Origin of the sequence: Thalassotalea castellviae (assembly GCF_031846185.1) — a bacterium.
GTDB classification, from domain to species: Bacteria; Pseudomonadota; Gammaproteobacteria; order Enterobacterales; family Alteromonadaceae; genus Thalassotalea_H; species Thalassotalea_H castellviae.
The window spans coordinates 706,477-726,075 of record NZ_JAVRIF010000001.1 but is presented as its reverse complement, the minus strand read 5'-3'; the positions used below and the strand labels follow the sequence as shown (position 1 = coordinate 726,075).

At 35.8% G+C, this 19,599-nt stretch carries 23 protein-coding genes; 15 read left to right on the top strand and 8 right to left on the bottom strand.

Going from position 1 to position 19,599, the window contains the following annotated elements:
* Positions 1-22: 22 nt before the first annotated feature.
* Positions 23-3,598 (bottom strand): transcription-repair coupling factor, encoded by a 3,576-nt coding sequence (mfd, locus tag RM573_RS03220; RefSeq protein WP_311577130.1) that lies wholly within the window; start codon positions 3,596-3,598, stop codon positions 23-25.
* A 279-nt stretch (positions 3,599-3,877) separates the two neighbouring features.
* Here mfd and RM573_RS03215 point away from each other — a divergent pair, with 279 nt between their 5' ends.
* The 8 genes from RM573_RS03215 (at position 3,878) to RM573_RS03180 (ending at position 9,706) form a co-directional block, all read left to right on the top strand.
* Positions 3,878-4,543 (top strand): YehS family protein, encoded by a 666-nt coding sequence (locus RM573_RS03215; protein ID WP_311577126.1) that lies wholly within the window; start codon positions 3,878-3,880, stop codon positions 4,541-4,543.
* Complete coding sequence (locus RM573_RS03210; RefSeq protein ID WP_311577123.1) at positions 4,540-5,523, top strand: 2-hydroxyacid dehydrogenase; 984 nt, start codon at positions 4,540-4,542, stop codon at positions 5,521-5,523. The genes RM573_RS03215 and RM573_RS03210 overlap by 4 nt, the downstream gene beginning before the upstream one ends.
* A 95-nt stretch (positions 5,524-5,618) precedes the next feature.
* Positions 5,619-5,996 (top strand): putative zinc-binding protein, encoded by a 378-nt coding sequence (locus RM573_RS03205; protein WP_311577121.1) that lies wholly within the window; start codon positions 5,619-5,621, stop codon positions 5,994-5,996.
* A gap of 455 nt (positions 5,997-6,451) precedes the next feature.
* Positions 6,452-6,733, top strand: coding sequence for a DUF3465 domain-containing protein (locus RM573_RS03200; protein ID WP_311577118.1), 282 nt, complete (start codon positions 6,452-6,454; stop codon positions 6,731-6,733).
* 84 nt (positions 6,734-6,817) lie between these two features.
* On the top strand, positions 6,818-7,228 hold the full coding sequence (locus RM573_RS03195) for an acyl-CoA thioesterase (protein ID WP_311577115.1): 411 nt from the start codon (positions 6,818-6,820) through the stop codon (positions 7,226-7,228).
* A gap of 356 nt (positions 7,229-7,584) precedes the next feature.
* The gene (locus tag RM573_RS03190) at positions 7,585-7,947 is read left to right on the top strand and encodes a GntR family transcriptional regulator (protein ID WP_311577112.1); all 363 of its coding nucleotides are present in this window, start codon (positions 7,585-7,587) and stop codon (positions 7,945-7,947) included.
* Positions 7,947-8,804, top strand: a complete 858-nt coding sequence (locus RM573_RS03185; protein ID WP_311577109.1) for an ABC transporter ATP-binding protein — start codon at positions 7,947-7,949, stop codon at positions 8,802-8,804. Before RM573_RS03190 ends, RM573_RS03185 begins: the two co-directional genes overlap by 1 nt.
* On the top strand, positions 8,804-9,706 hold the full coding sequence (locus tag RM573_RS03180; RefSeq protein ID WP_311577103.1) for a hypothetical protein: 903 nt from the start codon (positions 8,804-8,806) through the stop codon (positions 9,704-9,706). Before RM573_RS03185 ends, RM573_RS03180 begins: the two co-directional genes overlap by 1 nt.
* Before the next feature lie 165 nt (positions 9,707-9,871).
* Here RM573_RS03180 and RM573_RS03175 read toward each other — a convergent pair whose 3' ends face one another.
* From RM573_RS03175 to RM573_RS03165, 3 genes are all read right to left on the bottom strand, one after another.
* Positions 9,872-10,162, bottom strand: a complete 291-nt coding sequence (locus RM573_RS03175) for a hypothetical protein (RefSeq protein WP_311577100.1) — start codon at positions 10,160-10,162, stop codon at positions 9,872-9,874.
* Positions 10,163-10,306: 144 nt separating this feature from the next.
* Entirely contained in the window at positions 10,307-10,510 is a 204-nt protein-coding gene (locus RM573_RS03170; protein WP_311577097.1) for a hypothetical protein, read from the bottom strand.
* Positions 10,511-10,514: 4 nt separating this feature from the next.
* Positions 10,515-11,489 (bottom strand): methylenetetrahydrofolate reductase, encoded by a 975-nt coding sequence (locus RM573_RS03165; RefSeq protein ID WP_311577094.1) that lies wholly within the window; start codon positions 11,487-11,489, stop codon positions 10,515-10,517.
* Between the two features lie 183 nt (positions 11,490-11,672).
* On the opposite strand from RM573_RS03165, the gene RM573_RS03160 reads away from it, so the two are divergent.
* Complete coding sequence (locus RM573_RS03160; RefSeq protein ID WP_311577091.1) at positions 11,673-12,089, top strand: hypothetical protein; 417 nt, start codon at positions 11,673-11,675, stop codon at positions 12,087-12,089.
* A 116-nt stretch (positions 12,090-12,205) separates the two neighbouring features.
* The gene (locus RM573_RS03155; RefSeq protein WP_311577088.1) at positions 12,206-12,448 is read left to right on the top strand and encodes a hypothetical protein; all 243 of its coding nucleotides are present in this window, start codon (positions 12,206-12,208) and stop codon (positions 12,446-12,448) included.
* Positions 12,449-12,457: 9 nt separating this feature from the next.
* Here RM573_RS03155 and RM573_RS03150 read toward each other — a convergent pair whose 3' ends face one another.
* The gene (locus RM573_RS03150; RefSeq protein WP_311577085.1) at positions 12,458-13,405 is read right to left on the bottom strand and encodes a tRNA-dihydrouridine synthase; all 948 of its coding nucleotides are present in this window, start codon (positions 13,403-13,405) and stop codon (positions 12,458-12,460) included.
* A 194-nt stretch (positions 13,406-13,599) separates the two neighbouring features.
* Between RM573_RS03150 and RM573_RS03145 the strand changes: the two genes are divergently transcribed.
* The 3 genes from RM573_RS03145 to RM573_RS03135 all read left to right on the top strand — a co-directional run bounded on the left by RM573_RS03145 (position 13,600) and on the right by RM573_RS03135 (position 15,220).
* Positions 13,600-14,016 carry an HvfA family oxazolone/thioamide-modified RiPP metallophore gene (locus tag RM573_RS03145; protein WP_311577082.1) on the top strand — a complete coding sequence of 139 codons (417 nt, stop codon included), beginning with the start codon at positions 13,600-13,602 and terminating at the stop codon, positions 14,014-14,016.
* Positions 14,017-14,174: 158 nt separating this feature from the next.
* Positions 14,175-14,855 (top strand): SDR family oxidoreductase, encoded by a 681-nt coding sequence (locus RM573_RS03140; RefSeq protein ID WP_311577080.1) that lies wholly within the window; start codon positions 14,175-14,177, stop codon positions 14,853-14,855.
* The gene (locus RM573_RS03135; RefSeq protein ID WP_311577079.1) at positions 14,855-15,220 is read left to right on the top strand and encodes an MGMT family protein; all 366 of its coding nucleotides are present in this window, start codon (positions 14,855-14,857) and stop codon (positions 15,218-15,220) included. The genes RM573_RS03140 and RM573_RS03135 overlap by 1 nt, the downstream gene beginning before the upstream one ends.
* A gap of 28 nt (positions 15,221-15,248) precedes the next feature.
* Here the strand turns inward: RM573_RS03135 and RM573_RS03130 are convergent, their stop codons facing one another.
* The gene (locus RM573_RS03130) at positions 15,249-16,037 is read right to left on the bottom strand and encodes an SDR family oxidoreductase (RefSeq protein WP_311577076.1); all 789 of its coding nucleotides are present in this window, start codon (positions 16,035-16,037) and stop codon (positions 15,249-15,251) included.
* 140 nt (positions 16,038-16,177) lie between these two features.
* Between RM573_RS03130 and RM573_RS03125 the strand changes: the two genes are divergently transcribed.
* Positions 16,178-16,975, top strand: a complete 798-nt coding sequence (locus RM573_RS03125) for an alpha/beta fold hydrolase (protein ID WP_311577073.1) — start codon at positions 16,178-16,180, stop codon at positions 16,973-16,975.
* 48 nt (positions 16,976-17,023) lie between these two features.
* A complete protein-coding gene (locus RM573_RS03120; RefSeq protein ID WP_311577070.1) occupies positions 17,024-17,953 on the top strand; it encodes a hypothetical protein in 930 nt (309 codons plus the stop codon).
* A 53-nt stretch (positions 17,954-18,006) separates the two neighbouring features.
* Here RM573_RS03120 and RM573_RS03115 read toward each other — a convergent pair whose 3' ends face one another.
* Both RM573_RS03115 and tpx read right to left on the bottom strand, forming a co-directional pair.
* Complete coding sequence (locus tag RM573_RS03115) at positions 18,007-18,462, bottom strand: Hsp20 family protein (RefSeq protein ID WP_311577067.1); 456 nt, start codon at positions 18,460-18,462, stop codon at positions 18,007-18,009.
* A gap of 356 nt (positions 18,463-18,818) precedes the next feature.
* On the bottom strand, positions 18,819-19,442 hold the full coding sequence (tpx, locus tag RM573_RS03110; protein WP_311577064.1) for a thiol peroxidase: 624 nt from the start codon (positions 19,440-19,442) through the stop codon (positions 18,819-18,821).
* Positions 19,443-19,599: the final 157 nt, after the last annotated feature.

Below are 19,599 nucleotides of genomic sequence, written 5' to 3'. Positions count from 1 at the left end.
ATACCTTGTATTTTATTCGCTGTTAATTAAGTTTTTTACTCAAGTCACTCAGTATAGAGGTGATCATCATAAAACGTGATTTTGCATCTTCTGTTGCTCGGACAAACTTTAATTTATTCGCGCCAGCCATTTTAAAAACACTTGGCTGAGATTGTATCAAACCTATGATGAACATAGGATCAACTTTAGTATTGTCACTAAATTCAATGGAGCCACCTGCAGGCCCTGCTTCTATGCGAGCAATACCAATTTTATGCGCTTTTAGTTTCAATTTGGCGATATGGACTAAATTTTTGGTCGCTTGAGGTAATAAGCCAAACCGGTCGATAAGCTCAACTTGAATTTCGTCCAGCTCGGCTTTGGTTTTTGCGCTGGCAATACGTTTATATAAACTTAGTCGTAAACTAACATCAAATATATAATCATCAGGGATTAATGCTGGAACTCTTAGTTCAACTTCAGTTTGTTGAGCAGTCATTTGATCTAATGAAAGTTGTTTACCTTCTTTTAATGCAGCCACAGCTTGATCTAACATTTCCATATATAAACTAAAGCCAACTTGGCTCATTGAACCGCTTTGATCTTCACCGAGTAATTCACCTGCACCACGAATTTCAAGATCATGAGTAGCAAGCGTAAAGCCAGCCCCCAAGTCCTCTAAAGAAGCAATGGCGTCTAAACGCTTTTTCGCATCTTTGGTCATTACTTTTTCGTGGGGAGTCAATAAATAAGCGTATGCTTGGTGATGCGAACGACCAACACGACCACGTAACTGATGAAGTTGTGCTAATCCTAAATGATCGGCTCTGTCCATGATAATTGTGTTGGCACTTGGGACATCAATACCCGTTTCAATAATAGTCGTGCTCACTAGAACATTAAACCGTTGATGGTAAAAGTCACTCATGATCCGCTCTAGATCACGCTCTCGCATTTGGCCGTGTGCGGTAACTATTTTTGCTTCAGGTAGTAAGTTTTGAATATCTGCGGCCACTTTTTCAATCGTATCAACGTTATTGTGTAAAAAGTATACTTGGCCACCGCGCAAAATTTCACGCAAGATCGACTCTCGAATTAAAGCATCATCCCGTTGACGAACAAAGGTTTTTACTGCTAAGCGTTTGGCTGGCGGCGTGGCAATAATCGATAAATCTCTCATCCCGCCCATGGCCATATTGAGGGTTCTTGGGATTGGGGTTGCCGTTAAAGTTAAGATATCAACGTTTGATCTTAACTTCTTAATTTTTTCTTTTTGCTTCACGCCAAAACGGTGTTCTTCATCGATTATCAAAAGGCCAAGATCATGATACTTAATGCTATTTTGTAATAATTTATGGGTACCAATTAAAATATCAATATGGCCTGATTCTACTTTAGCAATGACTTCATTTTGCTGTTTTGTAGTCTTAAATCGCGATAATACTTCTACGGATACAGGCCAGTTAGCAAATCTGTCTTTAAAATTTTCATAATGTTGCTGGGCGAGCAAAGTCGTTGGCACTAAAATAGCTACTTGTTTACCGTCATTCACGGCAATAAAGGCGGCGCGCATCGCTACTTCTGTTTTACCAAAACCCACATCACCACAGACTAGTCTGTCCATGGTTTTATCTGAGAGCATATCGCTTACGACAGCATTTATCGCTTGTTCTTGATCATGAGTTTCTTCAAAACCAAAACTATTGGCAAAAGCAATATAATCGTCTTTATTGCGAGTAAATTGATAGCCTTTGTTATTCGCGCGTTTAGCGTAAATATCCAGTAACTCTGCGGCGACATCTTTAACTTTTTCAGCAGCTTTTTGTTTGGCTTTGGTCCAAGTGTCATTGCCGAGTTTATGCAACGGAGCGTTTTCTGCATCACTTCCAGAATAACGACTGATTAAATGCAGTGACGCTACTGGTACATATAATTTAGATTCACCGGCATAACTTAACGTTAAAAATTCTGTGGTAATACCGCCATTTTCTATGGTTTGTAAACCGACATAACGGCCAATACCATGTTCTATATGCACAACTGGCTGGCCAATTGAAAGTTCAGCTAGGTTTTTAAATATGGCATCAGCTTGAGTATCTTGTTGTTTTTTTCTACGCCGTGCTTGGCGTACTCGATCGCCTAATAATTCAGATTCTGTGATTAAGGCAATGGCATTTTTAAGCGACGAACCTTTGCTTTGAAAGATGAATCCAGCGGATAGTGCGTTAACAGTAATACCAATTTGTTCATTGGAATCTATAAAACTTTCTATATCATCAAATTGTTGAGGTACCATTTGATTGCGTTTTAATAATTCTAAAACACTTTCTCTTCTACCTTGGCTTTCCGCAACAAATAATATTTTGTGTGGTGTGGTTTTATCAGCGATAAATACATTTAATAAATCGAATGGTTGTTTTAATTGATGATTTACCGTTAGGTTGGGCAATTCATTAATATCGTAATGAATAACGCCTTTACTTTCTTTACTTTCCTGTTGCTCTTCAGTGTCTACAGTGTTTTCTGTCAACCCTAACAAGGCCGTATCGTCGCTAGCCGTATTTTTCGGCATGTCAGGTATAGAGATGCGATCAAAAGGTTTTAATGCAATATATAGTTCATCTTTATTTAAAAACAGTTTACTCGGTTCAAGTAGAGGACGAGTAGGATCATAGCGTCTATCTTCATAACGATATTCTACATCGTGCCAATATTGCTCAATCGCTTTATCAATATCACCGGTGACTATAAGTAAGGCATTTTCAGAGAGATAATCACAGAGGGTATTAGTTTGTTCAAAAAACAATGGCAAGTAATATTCAATTCCAGCAGGTAAAATACCATCGCTAACTTGATGATAAATTGATTCTTTATTGATCACTCCCGTAAATAATTCACGGTATTGCTGGCGAAATAAATGAATGCCTGCTTGATCCGTTGGAAATTCATGAGCGGGCAATAATTCAATACTTGAAATTTTATCACTTGAACGTTGGTTATCGGGATCAAATAAACGGATTTCTTCTATTTCATCGTCAAAAAAATCTAACCTAAAGGGAGTATTACTGCCCATAGGATAAAGATCTAAAATAGCACCTCGAGCAGAGAATTCACCATGTTCCATTACTTGGTCAACATAGCGATAACCACTCGCTTCTAATTCTTGTCTCAGTTGATGAAGATCTTTTCTGTCGCCTTTATTAATTAATAAACTATTTTTTTCTAAATATTGTTTTGGTGCAAGTCGTTGAATTAACGTTGAAACAGGAACAATAACTATACCTCGTTCCATTCTTGATAATTGATATAACGTTGCCAATCGTTGAGAAATAATATCTTGATGAGGCGAAAAAGTATCGTAAGGTAATGTTTCCCAATCGGGAAATAAACAAATGGGCAGTTCATTATCTCGGTTTATGCTATACAACTCTTGCTCTAACCTAAGAGCAGAAGGGGTGTCATGAGTAATTAATAGTATCGGTTTTTCAGATTGTTTCGCCGCTTGAAAGATAGCGATTGTACTACTAGAGCCCAGCAAGTTATGCCAAGATTTTTTATTCGCCACTTTCCCTCTGCGTGAGGTTAAAACAGGTGAATATAGATGATGTAATTTACTCATGAATAGGTTCGTTCTTTATACTTTTTGTCGTGTAAGTGCTATTAATATCAATGTTACGTGTAATTATCGGTCGTGCTGAAATCACTCAGCTATATGATAACATGTGAGAATTTAAAGTTGGGTATTTTCAACTGAAATAAATAATCACTAAATAGTAAGTGTGACTCAACCGGTTTACCGTAAACTTTACTAAGAATGATAGGAAAACGACTGGTCAAGGTAGTATACTTAACGAAATGAAAAATAGACTTGAACAATCACTTTAATTAGGAGTCCTTAGTGACCAATAATGATGTTTTACGCCGTATTCGCTACACCTTTAATTTACGAGATGAAAAAGTTGTGGCAATTTTTGCTCACGCACAATGCAAAGTGAGTGAAACACAGGTTCAAAACTGGTTAAAAAAGGATGATGATGCCACTATGGTTGAGCTTGCTGATGTTGAACTTGCGAGTTTTTTAAATGGTTTTATCATTGAAAAACGAGGACGAAAAGCAGGCGAGCAACCTAAACCAGAAACAACATTAACAAAAAATATCATGTTGATGAAATTGAAGATAGCCTTACAGTTACAAAATGACGATATTATTGATTTATTGGCTAGTACTGGTTTTACATTAGGTAAATCAGAATTAACGGCGTTTTTTAGAAAACCTGATCATAAAAATTACCGTCATTGTAAATCGCAATTCTTACGTAACTTTTTACAAGCGTTACAAGATAAACACCGCAAACCTTATACGCCAAAAAAATCTAAAAATAAACCCACCGGCGCTGTAGCTTCTGATATTGAAAATGAACAAGTCGATACTTCGTATAAATCTGCCCGAGCGAATGCCAGTAAACTTTATGTGAACCCTAATGCGACTAAAACAGCCAGTAAAAAATCAACGCGTACGGTTTTAAAATTAAAACCCGAAGATATTTATAAAAACAGTAAATGACTCAACAATTAATCCCGTTTATTAGTCAACTTGCTTTAACGGAACAGTTACTATGGCTTGAGCGCTTAAATACCTTGATATCACAGTCAATGGCCGCTCAACATGACTCCTATAAAAGTTCGATTAATGTGGTGCTCGCCGACAGTTTGTCTACTCTTGAAAAGTCGCGATGTGAAATTGCGATAGTCGCAAATCCTGACCCTACTACTCTAGCTGATTTTCCTCAATTAGTTTGGGTGCAAAGTTTATGGGCTGGGGTCGAACGTTTAATTGCCGAAATACCATCACCTACCTTTAAAATAGTTCGTTTAATTGATCCGTGTTTAGCGCAAACCATGGCTGATGCTGTAGTGGCATGGAGTTACTATTTACATCGGGATATGCCACGGTATTTGAGTCAACAACGTAGTCAACAATGGCAACAACATACGGTTGCTTTAACGAGTGAAAGAACCATAGGGATATTAGGATTAGGGGAACTAGGGCAGGCGAGTGCAGCAAAACTAAGGTTAAATGGCTTTAATGTCTTAGGTTGGAGTCGTACAAAAAAATCGATTGATAATTTAACCTGTTTCTCAGGCGCTGATGGTTTGGAACAAGTTTGTTCTGAAAGTGATATTGTGGTGGTGTTATTACCTCTCACTCAGCAAACGTTGGGTCTTATCAATCAAGGTTTATTTAGCAAAATGAAACCAACAGCAGGGCTAATCAACTTTGCTCGAGGTAAGATAGTTCATCATGATGATTTAATAACTGCATTAGATGAAAACTTACTGTCACATGCTGTGTTAGACGTTTTTGCTCAAGAGCCGTTACCGCAAGATAATATATTATGGCAACATCCAAATATTACTGTTTTACCCCATATTTCTGCGCCGACTAATCGTGAATCCGCTTGTGAAATAGTGAAACACAATATCTTAGAGTATTGTTTAACAGGCAAGATCCCACCTTCTGTTGATTTTCACCAAGGCTATTAGTAATACCCTTACAAAAAGAAAGGTTGATTTAAATCAACACTAAAATTTACCGAGTTGTTAGCATATCTGCACGGTTCAATAACTTGATACTTTTTATGACTGATATACCAATTGTTTATTCATGCTCCGGTTGTTCTAATGTTGCTCGTATTGCACATGATATCGCATTAAACCTTGATTCAGACGGGATTGCTGAAATGTCATGCGTATCAGGGGTCATTGCTAATGTTGCTCCTATTAAAGCAATCGCGACGTCTGGAAGGTCGATTATTGCTATTGACGGTTGTGATCTTGCTTGTACAAAAAACTGTTTAGATAATGCTGAAGTTGCAACGTCACATTACTTTGTGATCACAGATTTAGGGATAGTAAAACGTGACAAATGGCAGGACTCGTTATCTGAAAACAGCAAAGCTATGGTACATATTTATGGTGAACTTTCGAAACATGGCATTAACTTTACTAAACGTTAATCTGCCCGTTAATAAGATTTTATCTTTGGTAGCTTGGCGAGGGTTCGTTATAATACAGTTATTTTAAAAGGCATTAAAATGACGAGGTTTTTTAATCTAATTGCAACTCTGTTTTTTCCGATCAGATATTTTCTTGCTGTTATTAGTTTAATAGCATTTATCGTTATTTTGTATTTATTCGTTTTTTCTTCTCAATATGCTCAAGCAACATATTTGACTCCAAGTTTATTGATACTTTTGTGGAGTTTAATTTTATTTGTCCTATGTCATAGTTTTTATCTTGATCCACAAGTTGCTCAAACATCTGCTTTACATTCAACAAAAAAATTAACATGGTTTGGTGTCATCAAACGAAAATTATCATTTCTGTTTTTATGGCTTTATAGTCTAATGTTCTTAATACTTATGGTTGTTTCTTTTTATTTTACACTCAAAGTGTGGATGCTATAACTGAAATGAAAGCGACAGGAATTGTGCAAAAAATATTCGCGGACGATTTAGATGGGAATAAGCATCAACGTTTTACGTTACGATTAAAAAACAATAAAACAGTTTTAGTGATACATAATATTGATTTAGCTCCACGAATAGCTAACTTACACGTTGGTGATAAAGTTGAGTTTATGGGCGTGTATCAATGGAATAAATTAGGCGGAATGGTGCATTGGACTCACCATGATCCTCACGGTAAACATCCATCAGGTTGGATTAAACATCATGAAAAATTATATCAGTAATTAAAATTCTACTTGCTGTGACGTTATTATGTTTCTACCCTTAAGTGTTTCTACGGTTCATTAAATTTTTCAAAAGAGTAGCTTATGCGATTTTTATCTCGACGTTTAGTTATGCCAAGTGACTTAAATTATGGTTATTCATTGTTTGGTGGTCGCGTATTGCAATGGATTGACGAAGAAGCGGCAATTTATGTTATTTGTCAACTTGAAACTAATTGCTTAGTGACGAAACATATTGGTGAAATCAGCTTTGAAGCCCCAGCAATGCAAGGGGATATTGTAGAATTTGGTTTAGAAACCAAACAGGTTGGCAATACGTCAATTACCGTCACTTGCTTGGTACGCAATAAAGTCACTAAAAAAACGATTTGTTTAGCCGATGATATTGTTTTTGTTAAGGTTGATCCTGAAACTCGACAACCTGTTCCCCACGGTAAAACGCTTGAAGCGCTTAAACAGCAAACCATAGATGAAGTGAAAACACTTAACCTTTAACAGTGTTTTGTGCCCCTGTTGAAACTAAGCTTTTTACAAGAGGGGGAGATGAAATGAGCCGTTATATTACAGAACTTATGTAATACTTCAACGATGAGCGTATTTCATTCCCTCCTTACATTAATCATTCGTTATTAAATTTATGATTGAGTTACTCTTAATTATAAGTTATTGATTTTAGATAAAAAATAAAATAATAATATTCAGGGTACTATTTCCTGCTTGTTCACAATTCTTAGAGTAACTTAACAGTATTCATAAATATTTACATTTAGACTAGGTTAATTATTTGCTCATAGTGTGTTGGTGATGTATAACACTATTAATTGTTTGTATTTTCATCACAGGAAATTGCTATGACAACTCAATGGGATGCTGATAAACCTATTTATTTACAGCTTTATCAGCAAGTAATAACGCGAATACTCGACGGTTATATCAAAGAGGGTGAGGCGTTGCCTTCGGTGAGAAAAGTCGCCTCTCAATATCAAATTAACCCGATAACTATTTCTAAGGCCTATCAAATGTTACAAGACGAGCAGATAGTAGAAAAACAACGAGGGAAAGGATTGTTTGTAAAAGAAGGTGCACAGAGCCGAATGTTAGCGCGAGAAAAAGAAACTTTTTTAACACAACAATGGCCTCAAATATTACAACAGATCACACGATTACAATTATCGGTAGAGCAACTATTATCCAATGAAAGAGGAGAGAAGTAATGACGCCATTAATTTCTATTTCTCAACTAAATAAAAGCTACGGTGCTAGCAATGTGATCTCAGATATTAATTTATCTGTGCATCCTGGACAAATACTAGGCTTGGTTGGCCCCAATGGCGCAGGTAAAACGACTTGTTTACAAGCCATGCTAGGTTTAGTTGACTATCAAGGTGATATCGATATTTTAGGATTTAACCCTAGAAAGCAACGTGAAAAAATGTTGGAGCAAGTTGCATATATTGCTGATGTTGCCGTGTTACCTAAGTGGTTGAAAGTGCATCAGTCACTGGAATACTTAGCTGGTATTCATCCTCGTTTTAATCGTGATAAAGCAATAGAGTTATTAGCGAAAACTAATATCAAACTTGAAAGTAAGGTAAAACATTTATCAAAAGGCATGATAACGCAGTTACATTTAGCGTTAATTTTAGCAATAGATGCCAAAGTGTTGATTTTGGATGAGCCAACATTAGGATTGGATATTTTAACTCGCCGTCAATTCTACACACACTTACTTGAAGATTTTTACAATGATGATAAATGTATCATTGTAACTACGCATCAAATCGAAGAAATAGAGCATATTTTAACGCATGTTGCATTTATTCAAGCAGGTAAACTCGTACTGAATGAAAGTACCGACAAGATTAAAGAACGCTTTCAGTTAGTTGCCGTAACTCATGAGAACGTAGCACAAGCAAGTGCTTTGAAACCGCTGTTCTCCAATAGTTTGATGGGAATAAACATGATGTTGTTTGATAACCAAAGCGGCGATGATCTTCAGCCCTTAGGTCAAGTAAGTGTTCCAAGCTTGGCTGATATTTTTGTTGGCGTGCTGGCGAAGGAGGCAATCTAATGAATACTTTGCAATTTACTACTCAAATGAAAAAAGAATTATGGGAATATAAAAAAATATTTTTATGGATCCCAGTTACATTAGCTCTTTTGTTAATCTGTGCTCCGTTTATCAGTTTATTATTAAATGATGTTTCCAGCGGTCATTGGTTAACTAGGTTTGAACGTATTTCCGAACTCACTCATTCAGAAGAGTTGTCACAAATAGCCTTTGGTTTTATATCGGTATTATTTTTACCTTTTGTCATTATATCCGGCATTATTCAGCTTTATTATTTTATCGCGTGTTTATTTGATGAACGTCGTGATTTATCCATTATGTTTTGGCGATCATTACCTGTATCTGATGCCATGACTATCGGGGTTAAGCTTTTAGTCGGCGCACTCATTCTACCGGCAATATTCCTAATTGCGGCAACGGGGGTAGTATTGGTCTTTCTTATGATGATTGTCATCTTGAGTATTATTCTCTCACTTGGTTATGATATTTCGTTATGGCAATTATGGGCAAATAGTGACGTTATCTGGCACCTATTTACTTCATGGGGGAGTTTATTGCCTTACTCATTATGGATGTTTCCAATTTATGCTTGGTTAATGTTTGTATCTGCTTTTGCCAAAAAAGCTCCGTTCCTCTGGGCCGTGTTACCTATCATTATTGTCTTATTGGTGGAAAGTTTTTTTGTTAGCTATTTTGATCTTCATACGCGCTTTTTTGCTCAAACTTTGATGGATTATTTTACAATTTCGCATAATGCTTTAGAAATTTATGCTAATCAACACACGAGTATTACCGTGATGCCATTTAATGTCATGAAAGATAAAATTAGCATTGTTGCCATATTATTTGGCGCTGGTTTGATGTATGGCGCATATTGGTTGAGGGTGAATAAAAACCACTAGTTTAAATAAGCGAGCAATGAGATAGATAAAGCGGCTCATGAAAATGAGTCGCTTTTTGTAGAATACAGCGTAAAAAAGTATGAAGTTAAGCGAAGAGAAGTAATGTTTCGTTCGCCGCGTACTTATACAGTTGTGATGAAAAGGGCATTAAAGGTGTGATAACCCTTATTGATTTGAACAATTATTACCATTGCCGAACGCTTTAGCCCCTGAAATTCTATTGCTACTATCAACCATAAAAGTTAATGAACAGAAATGACCGGCAACATGTAATGCGTTGCTTTTATCATACTCAATAATTCTATTACCGTCTTCAAGCTTTAAAAAACTATCGGGCGTGCCATATTGTTCGATTAACGAGCTAAGCGATTCACCTTGCCAATGCGAAACATTTCCGTTTGAAGCACATGAAGCAACGAATATCATGAAAATACTACTTATTACAACATTTTTCATTTTACGACTCTAGATATCAGTTACTGAATAAATTGATTATATATTGAACTGGTAAGAGTTGTAAAACATGTTACAGGTTGGACATGCTTTGAAATGAATTGACGTGTTCATATTACTGAACAACACACTTTTAGCTTGATGATTTTATTCAATTTCATCGGTAATAAAATCTTGATAATTTTTTACGGCAAAATATCGAATAGACTTTTTAAGTTTGACTTTTTTAGCGATAAGCAGGCCGTCACAATAAATTTTAACTACCTGTTTATCACCGTTACTGTCTGCTTCATAATCATGGAAAGGATTGAGCCTTAAGTTATCAAACTCTGTTTTCATGATCAGTTTCATGAGGTTACCTAATTAAGTTAGCAAGTTCTTGTTTGGCTAGATAACTGTCCATCATCGAACGCAATAATTTATAAAGTAAAATAGAGCCGTCTATTTCTTCTTTTCGATTAGTTAAACTTTCAATGTTTAATCCAAGTGGTAAATTATACGGTAATACGGCGTCTAAAATTTGTTGTAAGCTATTTGCACAAATGCGAATCGATTCATAAAGTGGTTTATCTGCATTTAAAATACGTAAAGAAGTAGCTTCTGGCACACTAACGCCTAACCACGCAATAAACTCTAAGGTTTTTTCACTACCACAAGGCGAAAAAGTTAAAATAAAGCGTTGTGGTTTAATATTTAATTTTTTACATTCAATAGCATAGCGCGTCAGCATATCTATGGTAGCTTGCGGGTTATATATTGCTTGAGAGATAAAAAAGTTACAGCCTTGCTGATGTTTCTCGATTAATCTTTCGTGTTCATTGCCTTTTTTCGCATGACGTTCTGCGATAGTAACCCCACCAATAAAAAACTCATTCTGATTATCCACTAAGGTTTTATAAGCATTAGCCAGAGAGAGTGAAATAGTGTTTTTCTTCGAAGGACTACCGACTAAAACAATGTCACGAATACCGTACTCTTGCCACGCTTCGTTTGCCCATTGGTTAAAATCTTCAGCATTGGATTGCACGACACTTTTATAAGTGATCACAGGTCGTGCTGATTTTTGATTTAATAGCGCGGAATAATGTCTCGGATCATGCGTGGTTTTAAACGGAAAAGGGCGAGGCTTATTGGTGCGAGAGTCTTCATCTTGTATGTCATAAACAATTAAACCATCGAAATCGATATCACTCACACGTTCAAGAAGTTTGCTTGCAATGCTTTCTACTTGTTCAATAGGGGTGTCACTTTTTGGTGGTGTTGTGCCTATAAAATATACGCCACGCGTTACATCGTTATATCTTGCTTTTAGCTCTGATCCGTTATTCACTGTTTTTCATTCTTAACAATTTTAATTGCTAGTATGATAACCCTTCTCAAATTAAAAATCTTACCTAACGATATGCAAAAAAGTGATTTATTATCACAAATAGCTTGATTTACTGTCATTTACCCTTATTTAAATAAGATAAATGTCATTATCTTGTAGTGTTAATAACAGGGAGTTTAAAAAGTGTGGCATCTGTTTTTTAAATGCTTGTTTTTAACCTTTGGTCTTTTATCTTCCAATGCGCTACTTGCCGTACCTCTGATAGATTCTTCGCCATCAAGCTCGAGTTTTGAAGTACTTACTGACAGGAGTAAATCAACGCTCACTGAACTGTCACTAAACAAATTATCAAAGCAAAACTCTCGCTTAGCCATCTCGTTTAAAAATTTAATTTTTGAACCAAGATCAATTGTTAACAGTAACTTCACCTACCATGACTTAACTGACATTCCTCAATCTGTTACTCAAAAACGGCTGAATTTATTGACTGAAATCCATTTAACTTTTCAATTTCAAATAATGAAAGAGATTGAATTTGCTTTTCTTTCTCTACATGTCTTAATAAATCGCTTACATCAAACTCCTTTCAATAGCATTTAATTTTTACTTGGTTTAATTCATTTCGGCTGCATTTTTAGCCGCGTTAACAGTATAAATTTTCTCTATAGTTCAAGCTTATTGATAGCTTACATGGAGCGATCGATTTAGGAATTTAAATGGAATATTATCGTGAATTTTTCATCGTATTATCCCCTTGTTTGATATTAGGTTTTTTAGCCATAGTAGCGAAAATGCTTATTAGTGCAGCAAAAAGCAGAAAAGGAATTGCTGTAGCTTTTGGGGTCATGGCACAAATGTTATTACCGGATCCACAAGTAGAAAAAACAATTGACACTATTATCGTTGCCAAACGAAAGGTTGATGAGCAAGAAGAACAAAAGGACAATAAAACAGGCTAAAACGTTAGCTTACTCTATTCTTTCGAGTTGCTTTAATATGTCATCTTTATTTTTCAACAGCTTAATTGCATTAAATAAGGTTTCAGCTTGCGGATATTGTAATTTTAAATATCTGAGCCACTGTTTTAATCGACTAGAAAAATAGAAACTTTTATCACCTTGTAGTTCTAAATAGGCGTAGTGTTGAAATAATTTATTGACGGATGACCAAGGCATTTTATCTTCTTTTCCTTTAACAACATTCGCGAGATTAGGCATAGCTAATGCGCCTCTTCCTAACATAATGTTTGCTGTTTTCGCTTCTTTTATGCATTTTTTTGCATCGGATAGCGACCAAATTTCGCCATTAGCAAATAACTCAATGGCATATTTTTCGCTGATTTTACCAATGTGATGCCAATATGCCGGAGGGTTATACCCATCACGTTTTGTACGTGCGTGTATCGTTAATTGATTGGCGTTTGCACTAGTAATGGCGCTGACTATTTCATCTAAAAGGGATGCATCATCAAAGCCTAAACGAATTTTGGCGGATAATATTTGATCTTGCGGCAACGCTTGTTTAACACTATTTACTATTTGATAAATAGTTTCAGGTGTTTTTAATAAAACTGCGCCACCTTTACTTTTATTGACTGTTTTTGCCGGACAACCAAAATTTAAATCTACGCCATGAGACCCCAATTCAATAGCTTTAATGGCATTTTCAGCCATCCAATGAGGTTCTTGCCCCAGTAGTTGCACTCGAGTTGGGGTGTTGTTATGCGTAAAGCCACCACGCTTTAACTCAGGTGATATTTTATGAAAAATATGGGTAGGAACCCGCCTATCTACAACGCGAACAAACTCAGTAATACATAAATCGTAACAATTTATCGAGCAAAGTAAATTACGCATAAGCTCATCTGCCACGCCTTCCATGGGGGCTAACGTGACTTTTTTTATTTGATTAATCATTACGTTAAACTGCTTTGTTAATAGACTTATTAGTGAACTTCACTTAATCTTTTATAAAAATAAGCGAGGAATGAAATTTATTTTTAAACGTCAGGTCTTGTTAATTAGTAGTACTTAATTACTGTTGTGTAGAAAGTGGTTCAATACATAATACTAGATATAGTGTCTAAGTTTACAATTTAAAGGAAAACAAAATGAATATAATTAAAAAATCAGCTGTTGTTTTAATGTTAAGTGCATTTGCTTTAACGTCGTTAGTGAGTGTTTCAGCAAAAGCTGAATCAAACCCATTTGAGTCTAAAGGTATCGTTTCTATCGTCGCAGATAACGATAAAGATCATAAATGTGGCGAAGGCAAGTGTGGCGAAGGTAAAAAAGCCAAGAAAGGGAAATGCGGTGAAGGCAAGTGTGGCGAAGGTAAAAAAGCCATGAAAGGAAAATGTGGCGAAGGTAAGTGCGGTGAAGGTAAAAAAGCCAAGAAAGGAAAATGTGGCGAAGGTAAGTGCGGTGAAGGTAAAAAAGCCAAGAAAGGAAAATGTGGCGAAGGCAAGTGTGGCGAAGGTAAAAAAATGAAAAAAGATAAATCAAGTAAATGTGGTGAAGGTAAGTAAGATTACCAACATTTGATTGATACTCTTGAAAGCCACAATTATGTGGCTTTTTTGTTTACTTAGTTTTTTAACGACTTAAAAAGCATTTAATTTTATTATTAATTTGCAAAAAATCATCTAATATATCTTTTAATTTCAATTCATAAAGTAGTTATTTCATGTCTAAAAATATAGTCATTACAGGTGCAAATCGTGGTATCGGTTTTGCGATGAGTAAAGAATTTTCACAGCAAGGGAATACTGTTTTTGCCTTATGTCGTCATTCATCTGAACAGTTAGATAATCTTGCTAATCAAGCCAATAACTTACAAGTTATCACTGGCGTAGATGTTGCCATCGATGAAGGTTTAGCACGGATGGTTTCAGCGCTCAAAGGTATTACTATTGATATCCTGGTTTGTAATGCTGGGATCTTAAGAGAAGAACAGTTAGGTTCATTAAATATTGAAACGATCCGTGAGCAATTTGAAGTTAATGCTATCGCACCATTACGTTGTGTTGATTCATTACGTCAGCAATTTATTTCCGGCAGTAAAGTGGCCATGATAACTTCACGAATGGGCTCTATTGCCGATAATGGCTCTGGTGGTCGTTACGGATATCGAATGTCAAAAGCTGCGCTTAATTCTGCAGCAATGTCGCTATCTAAAGATTTAGCTGATAAAAATGTTGCCGTAGGCGTTTATCATCCAGGTTACGTGCAAACCGATATGGTGAATCATGGAGGAGACATTAGTGCCGACGAATCAGCCGGTAAGTTAGTCAATTTAATACTAGATTTAACGATGCAAGAATCTGGAGTTTTTAAACATTCTAATGGCCAACTACTTCCTTGGTAATGCCTGAAAAAACCGAAAACTCTCGCTATATTCGTATTTGGCAAACCGTGCAATTAATACCTACAGGCACAGTTGCCACTTACGGACAAATAGCCGATCTGGCTGGTTTACCCGGCCGGGCACGATTAGTTGGAAAAGCATTAGCTAAGGTGCCTGATTTAGGTTGGAAGAATCAAGCTGTACCTTGGTATAGAGTGGTTAATTCACAAGGAAAAATCTCTTTCCCGATCGACAGTGAATCTTTTTTGAGACAGAAAGGCTTGTTACAAGAAGAAAATATTATTGTGCAAGGGGCGAAGATCAAGTTGTTTGAATTTCAATGGCAACCTGATCTTACCGAATTATTATTTAAATTAACCTACTAATTTTCAATTGATTTTAGCTTAATTAGTTCTACAAGCTTGAAGTTCTTCCCCCATCAACAGGTAAGTTAATGCCAGTAATATAACTTGCTGAAGGAGATGCTAAAAAGCCTACAGTTGCGGCAAACTCTTCCGGTTTAGCAAAGCGGCGTAATGGAATTTGAGCTTTTTCATTGAGCGTCGCTTGCTCAAACGAAATATTCTGTTTAGCCGCTTTTCCTTGAATAATGGCATCTAAGCGAGCCGTTGCTGTCGCACCAGGCAAAACATTATTTACCGTGATACCAAACTCTCCTAATTCGAAAGCAAGAGTCTTAGCCCAGCTTGCTACTGCACCACGAATAGTATTAGAAACGCCTAAGTTAGGTAAAGGTTGTTTTACTGATGTGGAGATGACATTGATAATTCTACCGTACGCCTTATTTTTCATGTAAGGAATGAGCGCTTGAACTAAGTGATGGTTAGAGACTAAATGTAAATTGAAGGCGTCAATATACTCACTTGCCGCAGCTAAATTTGCTGGCCCAGGAGCCGGGCCCCCAGTATTATTCACAAGTATTTCAAAACCTTTTGTTTCTGATACAACTTGATTAATGACCCTATTTACTTGATCCGGCTGACTAAAGTCAGCGACTAGCAATTGATGTTGCTGTCCATTTTTTGTATCTAACTCACCAAGCACCGTTTTTAATGCATCTTCATTACGAGAAAAAAGTGTTACATTTGCGCCTAGTGCAGCTAATTCAATAGCACAAGCTTTACCTATTCCTTGACTACTTCCACATACTAAGGCGTTTTTTGACGTTAAATTAATATTCATAATATTTCAAAATAGCTAACAGATGATGGTATTTAACCATAGAAAGCTATGATTTGTTTTAGCAATTATATTTTATTTTTTGATGATTTATTTTGACAGTTGTCAGATCGTTTATTAAGCTGACCAAAAAGTTTTTAAGCATGGCAAATATGATCGAACAAGGTGTAAGTGTTTCAGGGCAAGGACCAGTCGTTGTGTTTTTACACAGCTCTTTAAGCTCGTCAAAACAATGGGCGAATTTAGCTGCTCAATTAAGTGAGCATTTCACGTGTATCAATATCGACTTATTAGGTTATGGGAATGCGAGTGCAGCTTGCGAAAAAAACTATAATTTTACCATTGAAACCACTCGGATAAACACGATCATAAGTCAGGTTGCACCAAGTGAAAAATTTCATTTAGTTGGCCATTCGTGTGGCGGAGCAATCGCGTTAAAAATTGCGGTTGAACAGCCAGAAAAACTATTAAGTTTGTCGCTGTTTGAGCCTGTGGCATTTCATTTATTAGCACTTTCACACAATGAAAATCACAATGCTTTAGCAAGAGATGTTGAAAATTTTGCTGAAAAACTTGCTTCTGTTAGCCAACAACAAGGGGCTGAAGCCTTCATTGATTTTTGGAATGGCGAAGGATTTTTTGCGAAGTTACCTCACAAAATTCAAACGACAATGATTGAGCAGTTTACAAAAGTGAAATTAGACTTTATCGGGATACTGCAAGAACGTTATTCTTTTGAGGCATTACAAGTGATTCAATGTCCATGTTTGCTTATGGTAGGGAAATACAGCAAAGCGGTCAGTCATGTTTTGAGTCAAGCTATTGCTCAGTCGTTAAAACATGTTGAATATAAAGAAATTTCCTCAGGTCATATGGCGCCAATCAGTCATCCAAACCTTGTACAACCACTGATTTCTTCATTTATTTATCATGTGAAGTGAGTTTTTTTATTACTTCTTTTCATGAATATTGAGTGGTAAAGTAACGGCATGAAATTTTCCATATTTTATTCTTTACTTTTTGCTTCTCTCATCTTGGTTAATGAGGAAGTTTACGCGAATAGTAAAGCATCAAAATCTGCGCAACAAAATATTCATCATATTTGTGAATCTTCTTATGATCTTTGTTTATCTTTGTTACCGCCATATTTAGCCAAATCACCAAAATATAGTCGCTTATGGTACGCCTATAAATTATATCAATTAGAAGCTTTATTTGCGTTAGAACGTGATGAAGAGCTAGAGAAAATGCTGCTGACAGTCGTATCAAGAAAGGATTTACCTGAGAAGTTCCATATCTATAGCTATATTTTATACGCAAAATTAATTCAATATAAAGGTGACACAGAACTAGCCAATCGTTACTTCAATGAAGCAAAGGAACTCTTGTTAGCGGTAAATAAAGAGTGGCCTAAACCGTTTGAGCTGATAAAAGTTGCGAATATGCTGCTTTATATGAATCAGTACCAGATTGGCTACGATATGTTATTAGGATTAGAAGAAAAGTTTAGCCATTTCACCGATGCTAATTTTAAATACCGTTTATATACTAACTTAGGGCATTTTGCTTTACGGTTACAAGATCATCCTGCACATCAGGAATACCGTTTAAAAGCTCTGCAGTGGGCAGAAAAAACGGATAATACCAACATGCAAGCGATTGCAAATTTTAATGTTGCACGTTCACATTATTTTGTTGATAGCTTTGACGTCGCTATCAAATATTTCAATTTGGCGTTAACTGTGTCATTAAAAGCACGTAATCAAAGCTTAGTAGATAAAACGTATTTAAATTTGGCTGATATTTATCATCGTTTAAATAATAGAAATAACGTTAAAGTACTGTTAAAAAAAGTGAATTTTGACGATTTAGATGGAGTATATGCCAAGTTATATACTCAGTTGTCTAATGACAATTAAAAAAGCCCGGTGACAAACCGGGCAAAATAAGGGAAAACATGTCGATTTAGTTATTAACTCGTTTTACCAGTTAATAAACTTTTACCATTAATCGCTATTTTTCTAGGTTTTAACGCTTCCGGTATTTCTCTTTCTAAATCAATATGTAGTAAACCATTTTCCATAAAAGCACCAATAACTTTCACATGATCACCTAGCTGAAATTTTCTTTCGAAATTTCTTTCGGCAATGCCTTGATGCAAAAATTTTCTGTCTGTTTTCTCTTTATCGGCCGGTTTATTACCGGTGACAATTAAATTGTTTTGTTTAGACTCAATGGCTAATTCATCTTCAGCAAACCCAGCAACAGCCATAGTGATTCTGTATTGGTCTTCTGCTAGTAATTCAATATTATATGGGGGATAAGACGATTGTTTATCGGCTCTAGAGGCTTTATCTATTAAACCAGCTAAGTGGTCAAAACCAATAAATGAACGGTAAAGTGGGCTAAAATCTGTATTTGTACGCATAATTCATATCCTATTTAGTTAGCAATATGCTGTTTATCTGTTTAATAACTCAATGTTAATTGTCCAGCATCTGCTGCGACGAAACATTTTGCGTGTATTAAACAATCAATGTGCCTTTCATCAAGAACAGGCGGTTAAAGTAGTAGACCCTATCGGCGTCTACAGTTAAATAGATAAGGACGAGAAAATTAATTTCAAGAAAATAAAGCGAATATTTTTGAATTAATTTAAAGTTTAAAGGTAAGTTGTTGAAAATTAGTAGGTAATTTTTATATGTTTTTAATGGGAAATATTGTTTTTGTGAGAAAACTCTTCATGAACTTCCTCACTGAGTTACCATAATTCGACGATATGAGTTAATCTTGTGACTCTTTGACTGAGGTTAATTTGTTCAATTCGGTTAAGGCGAGCTCATAATTGGGGTGATTTGAAATATTTTTAACTAATTCTTTGTAGGCGACTTTACCTTGGTTATCAATAATAAAAATAGCACGAGTTAATAACCCCATATCTTTAATCAATAAGCCATATTGACTGCCAAAATCACGCCAAACCGCGTCAGACAATACCTTAATATTTTCAACTTTTTCGTTTTTGCAAAAACGTTTTTGTGCAAAGGGAAGATCATTACTAATGGTTAACATAGTAACTTGATCTGAAAAATTAGAAACTTCATCATTAAATCGCTTAGTTTGCAGTGAGCAAACTCCCGTATCTAAACTGGGAACCACAGAAATTAATAGGGTTTTATTTGTGAAATCTGAAAGCGAGACAGCAGCAAAAGACTCGTTCACAACTTTAAAAGGGGGCGCTGGTTCGCCAACCGTTACTTGATTGCCTAAAAGGGTGATGTATTTTTCACCCGCCATAACTAAGTTATTTGTTTCAGTGAGACTTGCCGTCGAAACACCATTCGCTAATACAGTGAATGCAAGTAAGAAATTAAAAAATGTAAATGTTAAACATCGAGCTAAAAACATAAGAAAAACTAATTGATAATGAAAATTAATGAAAGCTTAACCTTGGCAAAAAAAAATAGCCATAAAATAGTTTTTTTTTTAATTATTATCTATGGTTATAAAGTACAACATACTATTATGAGTGTGTTTTTTACTAAAACATCGTTGTTTGTAATGA

Excerpts from the sequence above, each read along its gene's own strand:
- mfd (WP_311577130.1), bottom strand. The coding sequence starts at position 3,598 with ATGAGTAAATTACATCATCTATATTCACCTGTTTTAACCTCACGCAGA.
- RM573_RS03210 (WP_311577123.1), top strand. The coding sequence starts at position 4,540 with ATGACTCAACAATTAATCCCGTTTATTAGTCAACTTGCTTTAACGGAA.
- RM573_RS03205 (WP_311577121.1), top strand. The coding sequence starts at position 5,619 with ATGACTGATATACCAATTGTTTATTCATGCTCCGGTTGTTCTAATGTT.
- RM573_RS03200 (WP_311577118.1), top strand. The coding sequence starts at position 6,452 with ATGAAAGCGACAGGAATTGTGCAAAAAATATTCGCGGACGATTTAGAT.
- RM573_RS03195 (WP_311577115.1), top strand. The coding sequence starts at position 6,818 with ATGCGATTTTTATCTCGACGTTTAGTTATGCCAAGTGACTTAAATTAT.
- RM573_RS03190 (WP_311577112.1), top strand. The coding sequence starts at position 7,585 with ATGACAACTCAATGGGATGCTGATAAACCTATTTATTTACAGCTTTAT.
- RM573_RS03185 (WP_311577109.1), top strand. The coding sequence starts at position 7,947 with ATGACGCCATTAATTTCTATTTCTCAACTAAATAAAAGCTACGGTGCT.
- RM573_RS03180 (WP_311577103.1), top strand. The coding sequence starts at position 8,804 with ATGAATACTTTGCAATTTACTACTCAAATGAAAAAAGAATTATGGGAA.
- RM573_RS03175 (WP_311577100.1), bottom strand. The coding sequence starts at position 10,162 with ATGAAAAATGTTGTAATAAGTAGTATTTTCATGATATTCGTTGCTTCA.
- RM573_RS03170 (WP_311577097.1), bottom strand. The coding sequence starts at position 10,510 with ATGAAACTGATCATGAAAACAGAGTTTGATAACTTAAGGCTCAATCCT.
- RM573_RS03155 (WP_311577088.1), top strand. The coding sequence starts at position 12,206 with ATGGAATATTATCGTGAATTTTTCATCGTATTATCCCCTTGTTTGATA.
- RM573_RS03150 (WP_311577085.1), bottom strand. The coding sequence starts at position 13,405 with ATGATTAATCAAATAAAAAAAGTCACGTTAGCCCCCATGGAAGGCGTG.
- RM573_RS03145 (WP_311577082.1), top strand. The coding sequence starts at position 13,600 with ATGAATATAATTAAAAAATCAGCTGTTGTTTTAATGTTAAGTGCATTT.
- RM573_RS03140 (WP_311577080.1), top strand. The coding sequence starts at position 14,175 with ATGTCTAAAAATATAGTCATTACAGGTGCAAATCGTGGTATCGGTTTT.
- RM573_RS03135 (WP_311577079.1), top strand. The coding sequence starts at position 14,855 with ATGCCTGAAAAAACCGAAAACTCTCGCTATATTCGTATTTGGCAAACC.
- RM573_RS03130 (WP_311577076.1), bottom strand. The coding sequence starts at position 16,037 with ATGAATATTAATTTAACGTCAAAAAACGCCTTAGTATGTGGAAGTAGT.
- RM573_RS03125 (WP_311577073.1), top strand. The coding sequence starts at position 16,178 with ATGGCAAATATGATCGAACAAGGTGTAAGTGTTTCAGGGCAAGGACCA.
- RM573_RS03120 (WP_311577070.1), top strand. The coding sequence starts at position 17,024 with ATGAAATTTTCCATATTTTATTCTTTACTTTTTGCTTCTCTCATCTTG.
- RM573_RS03115 (WP_311577067.1), bottom strand. The coding sequence starts at position 18,462 with ATGCGTACAAATACAGATTTTAGCCCACTTTACCGTTCATTTATTGGT.
- tpx (WP_311577064.1), bottom strand. The coding sequence starts at position 19,442 with ATGTTTTTAGCTCGATGTTTAACATTTACATTTTTTAATTTCTTACTT.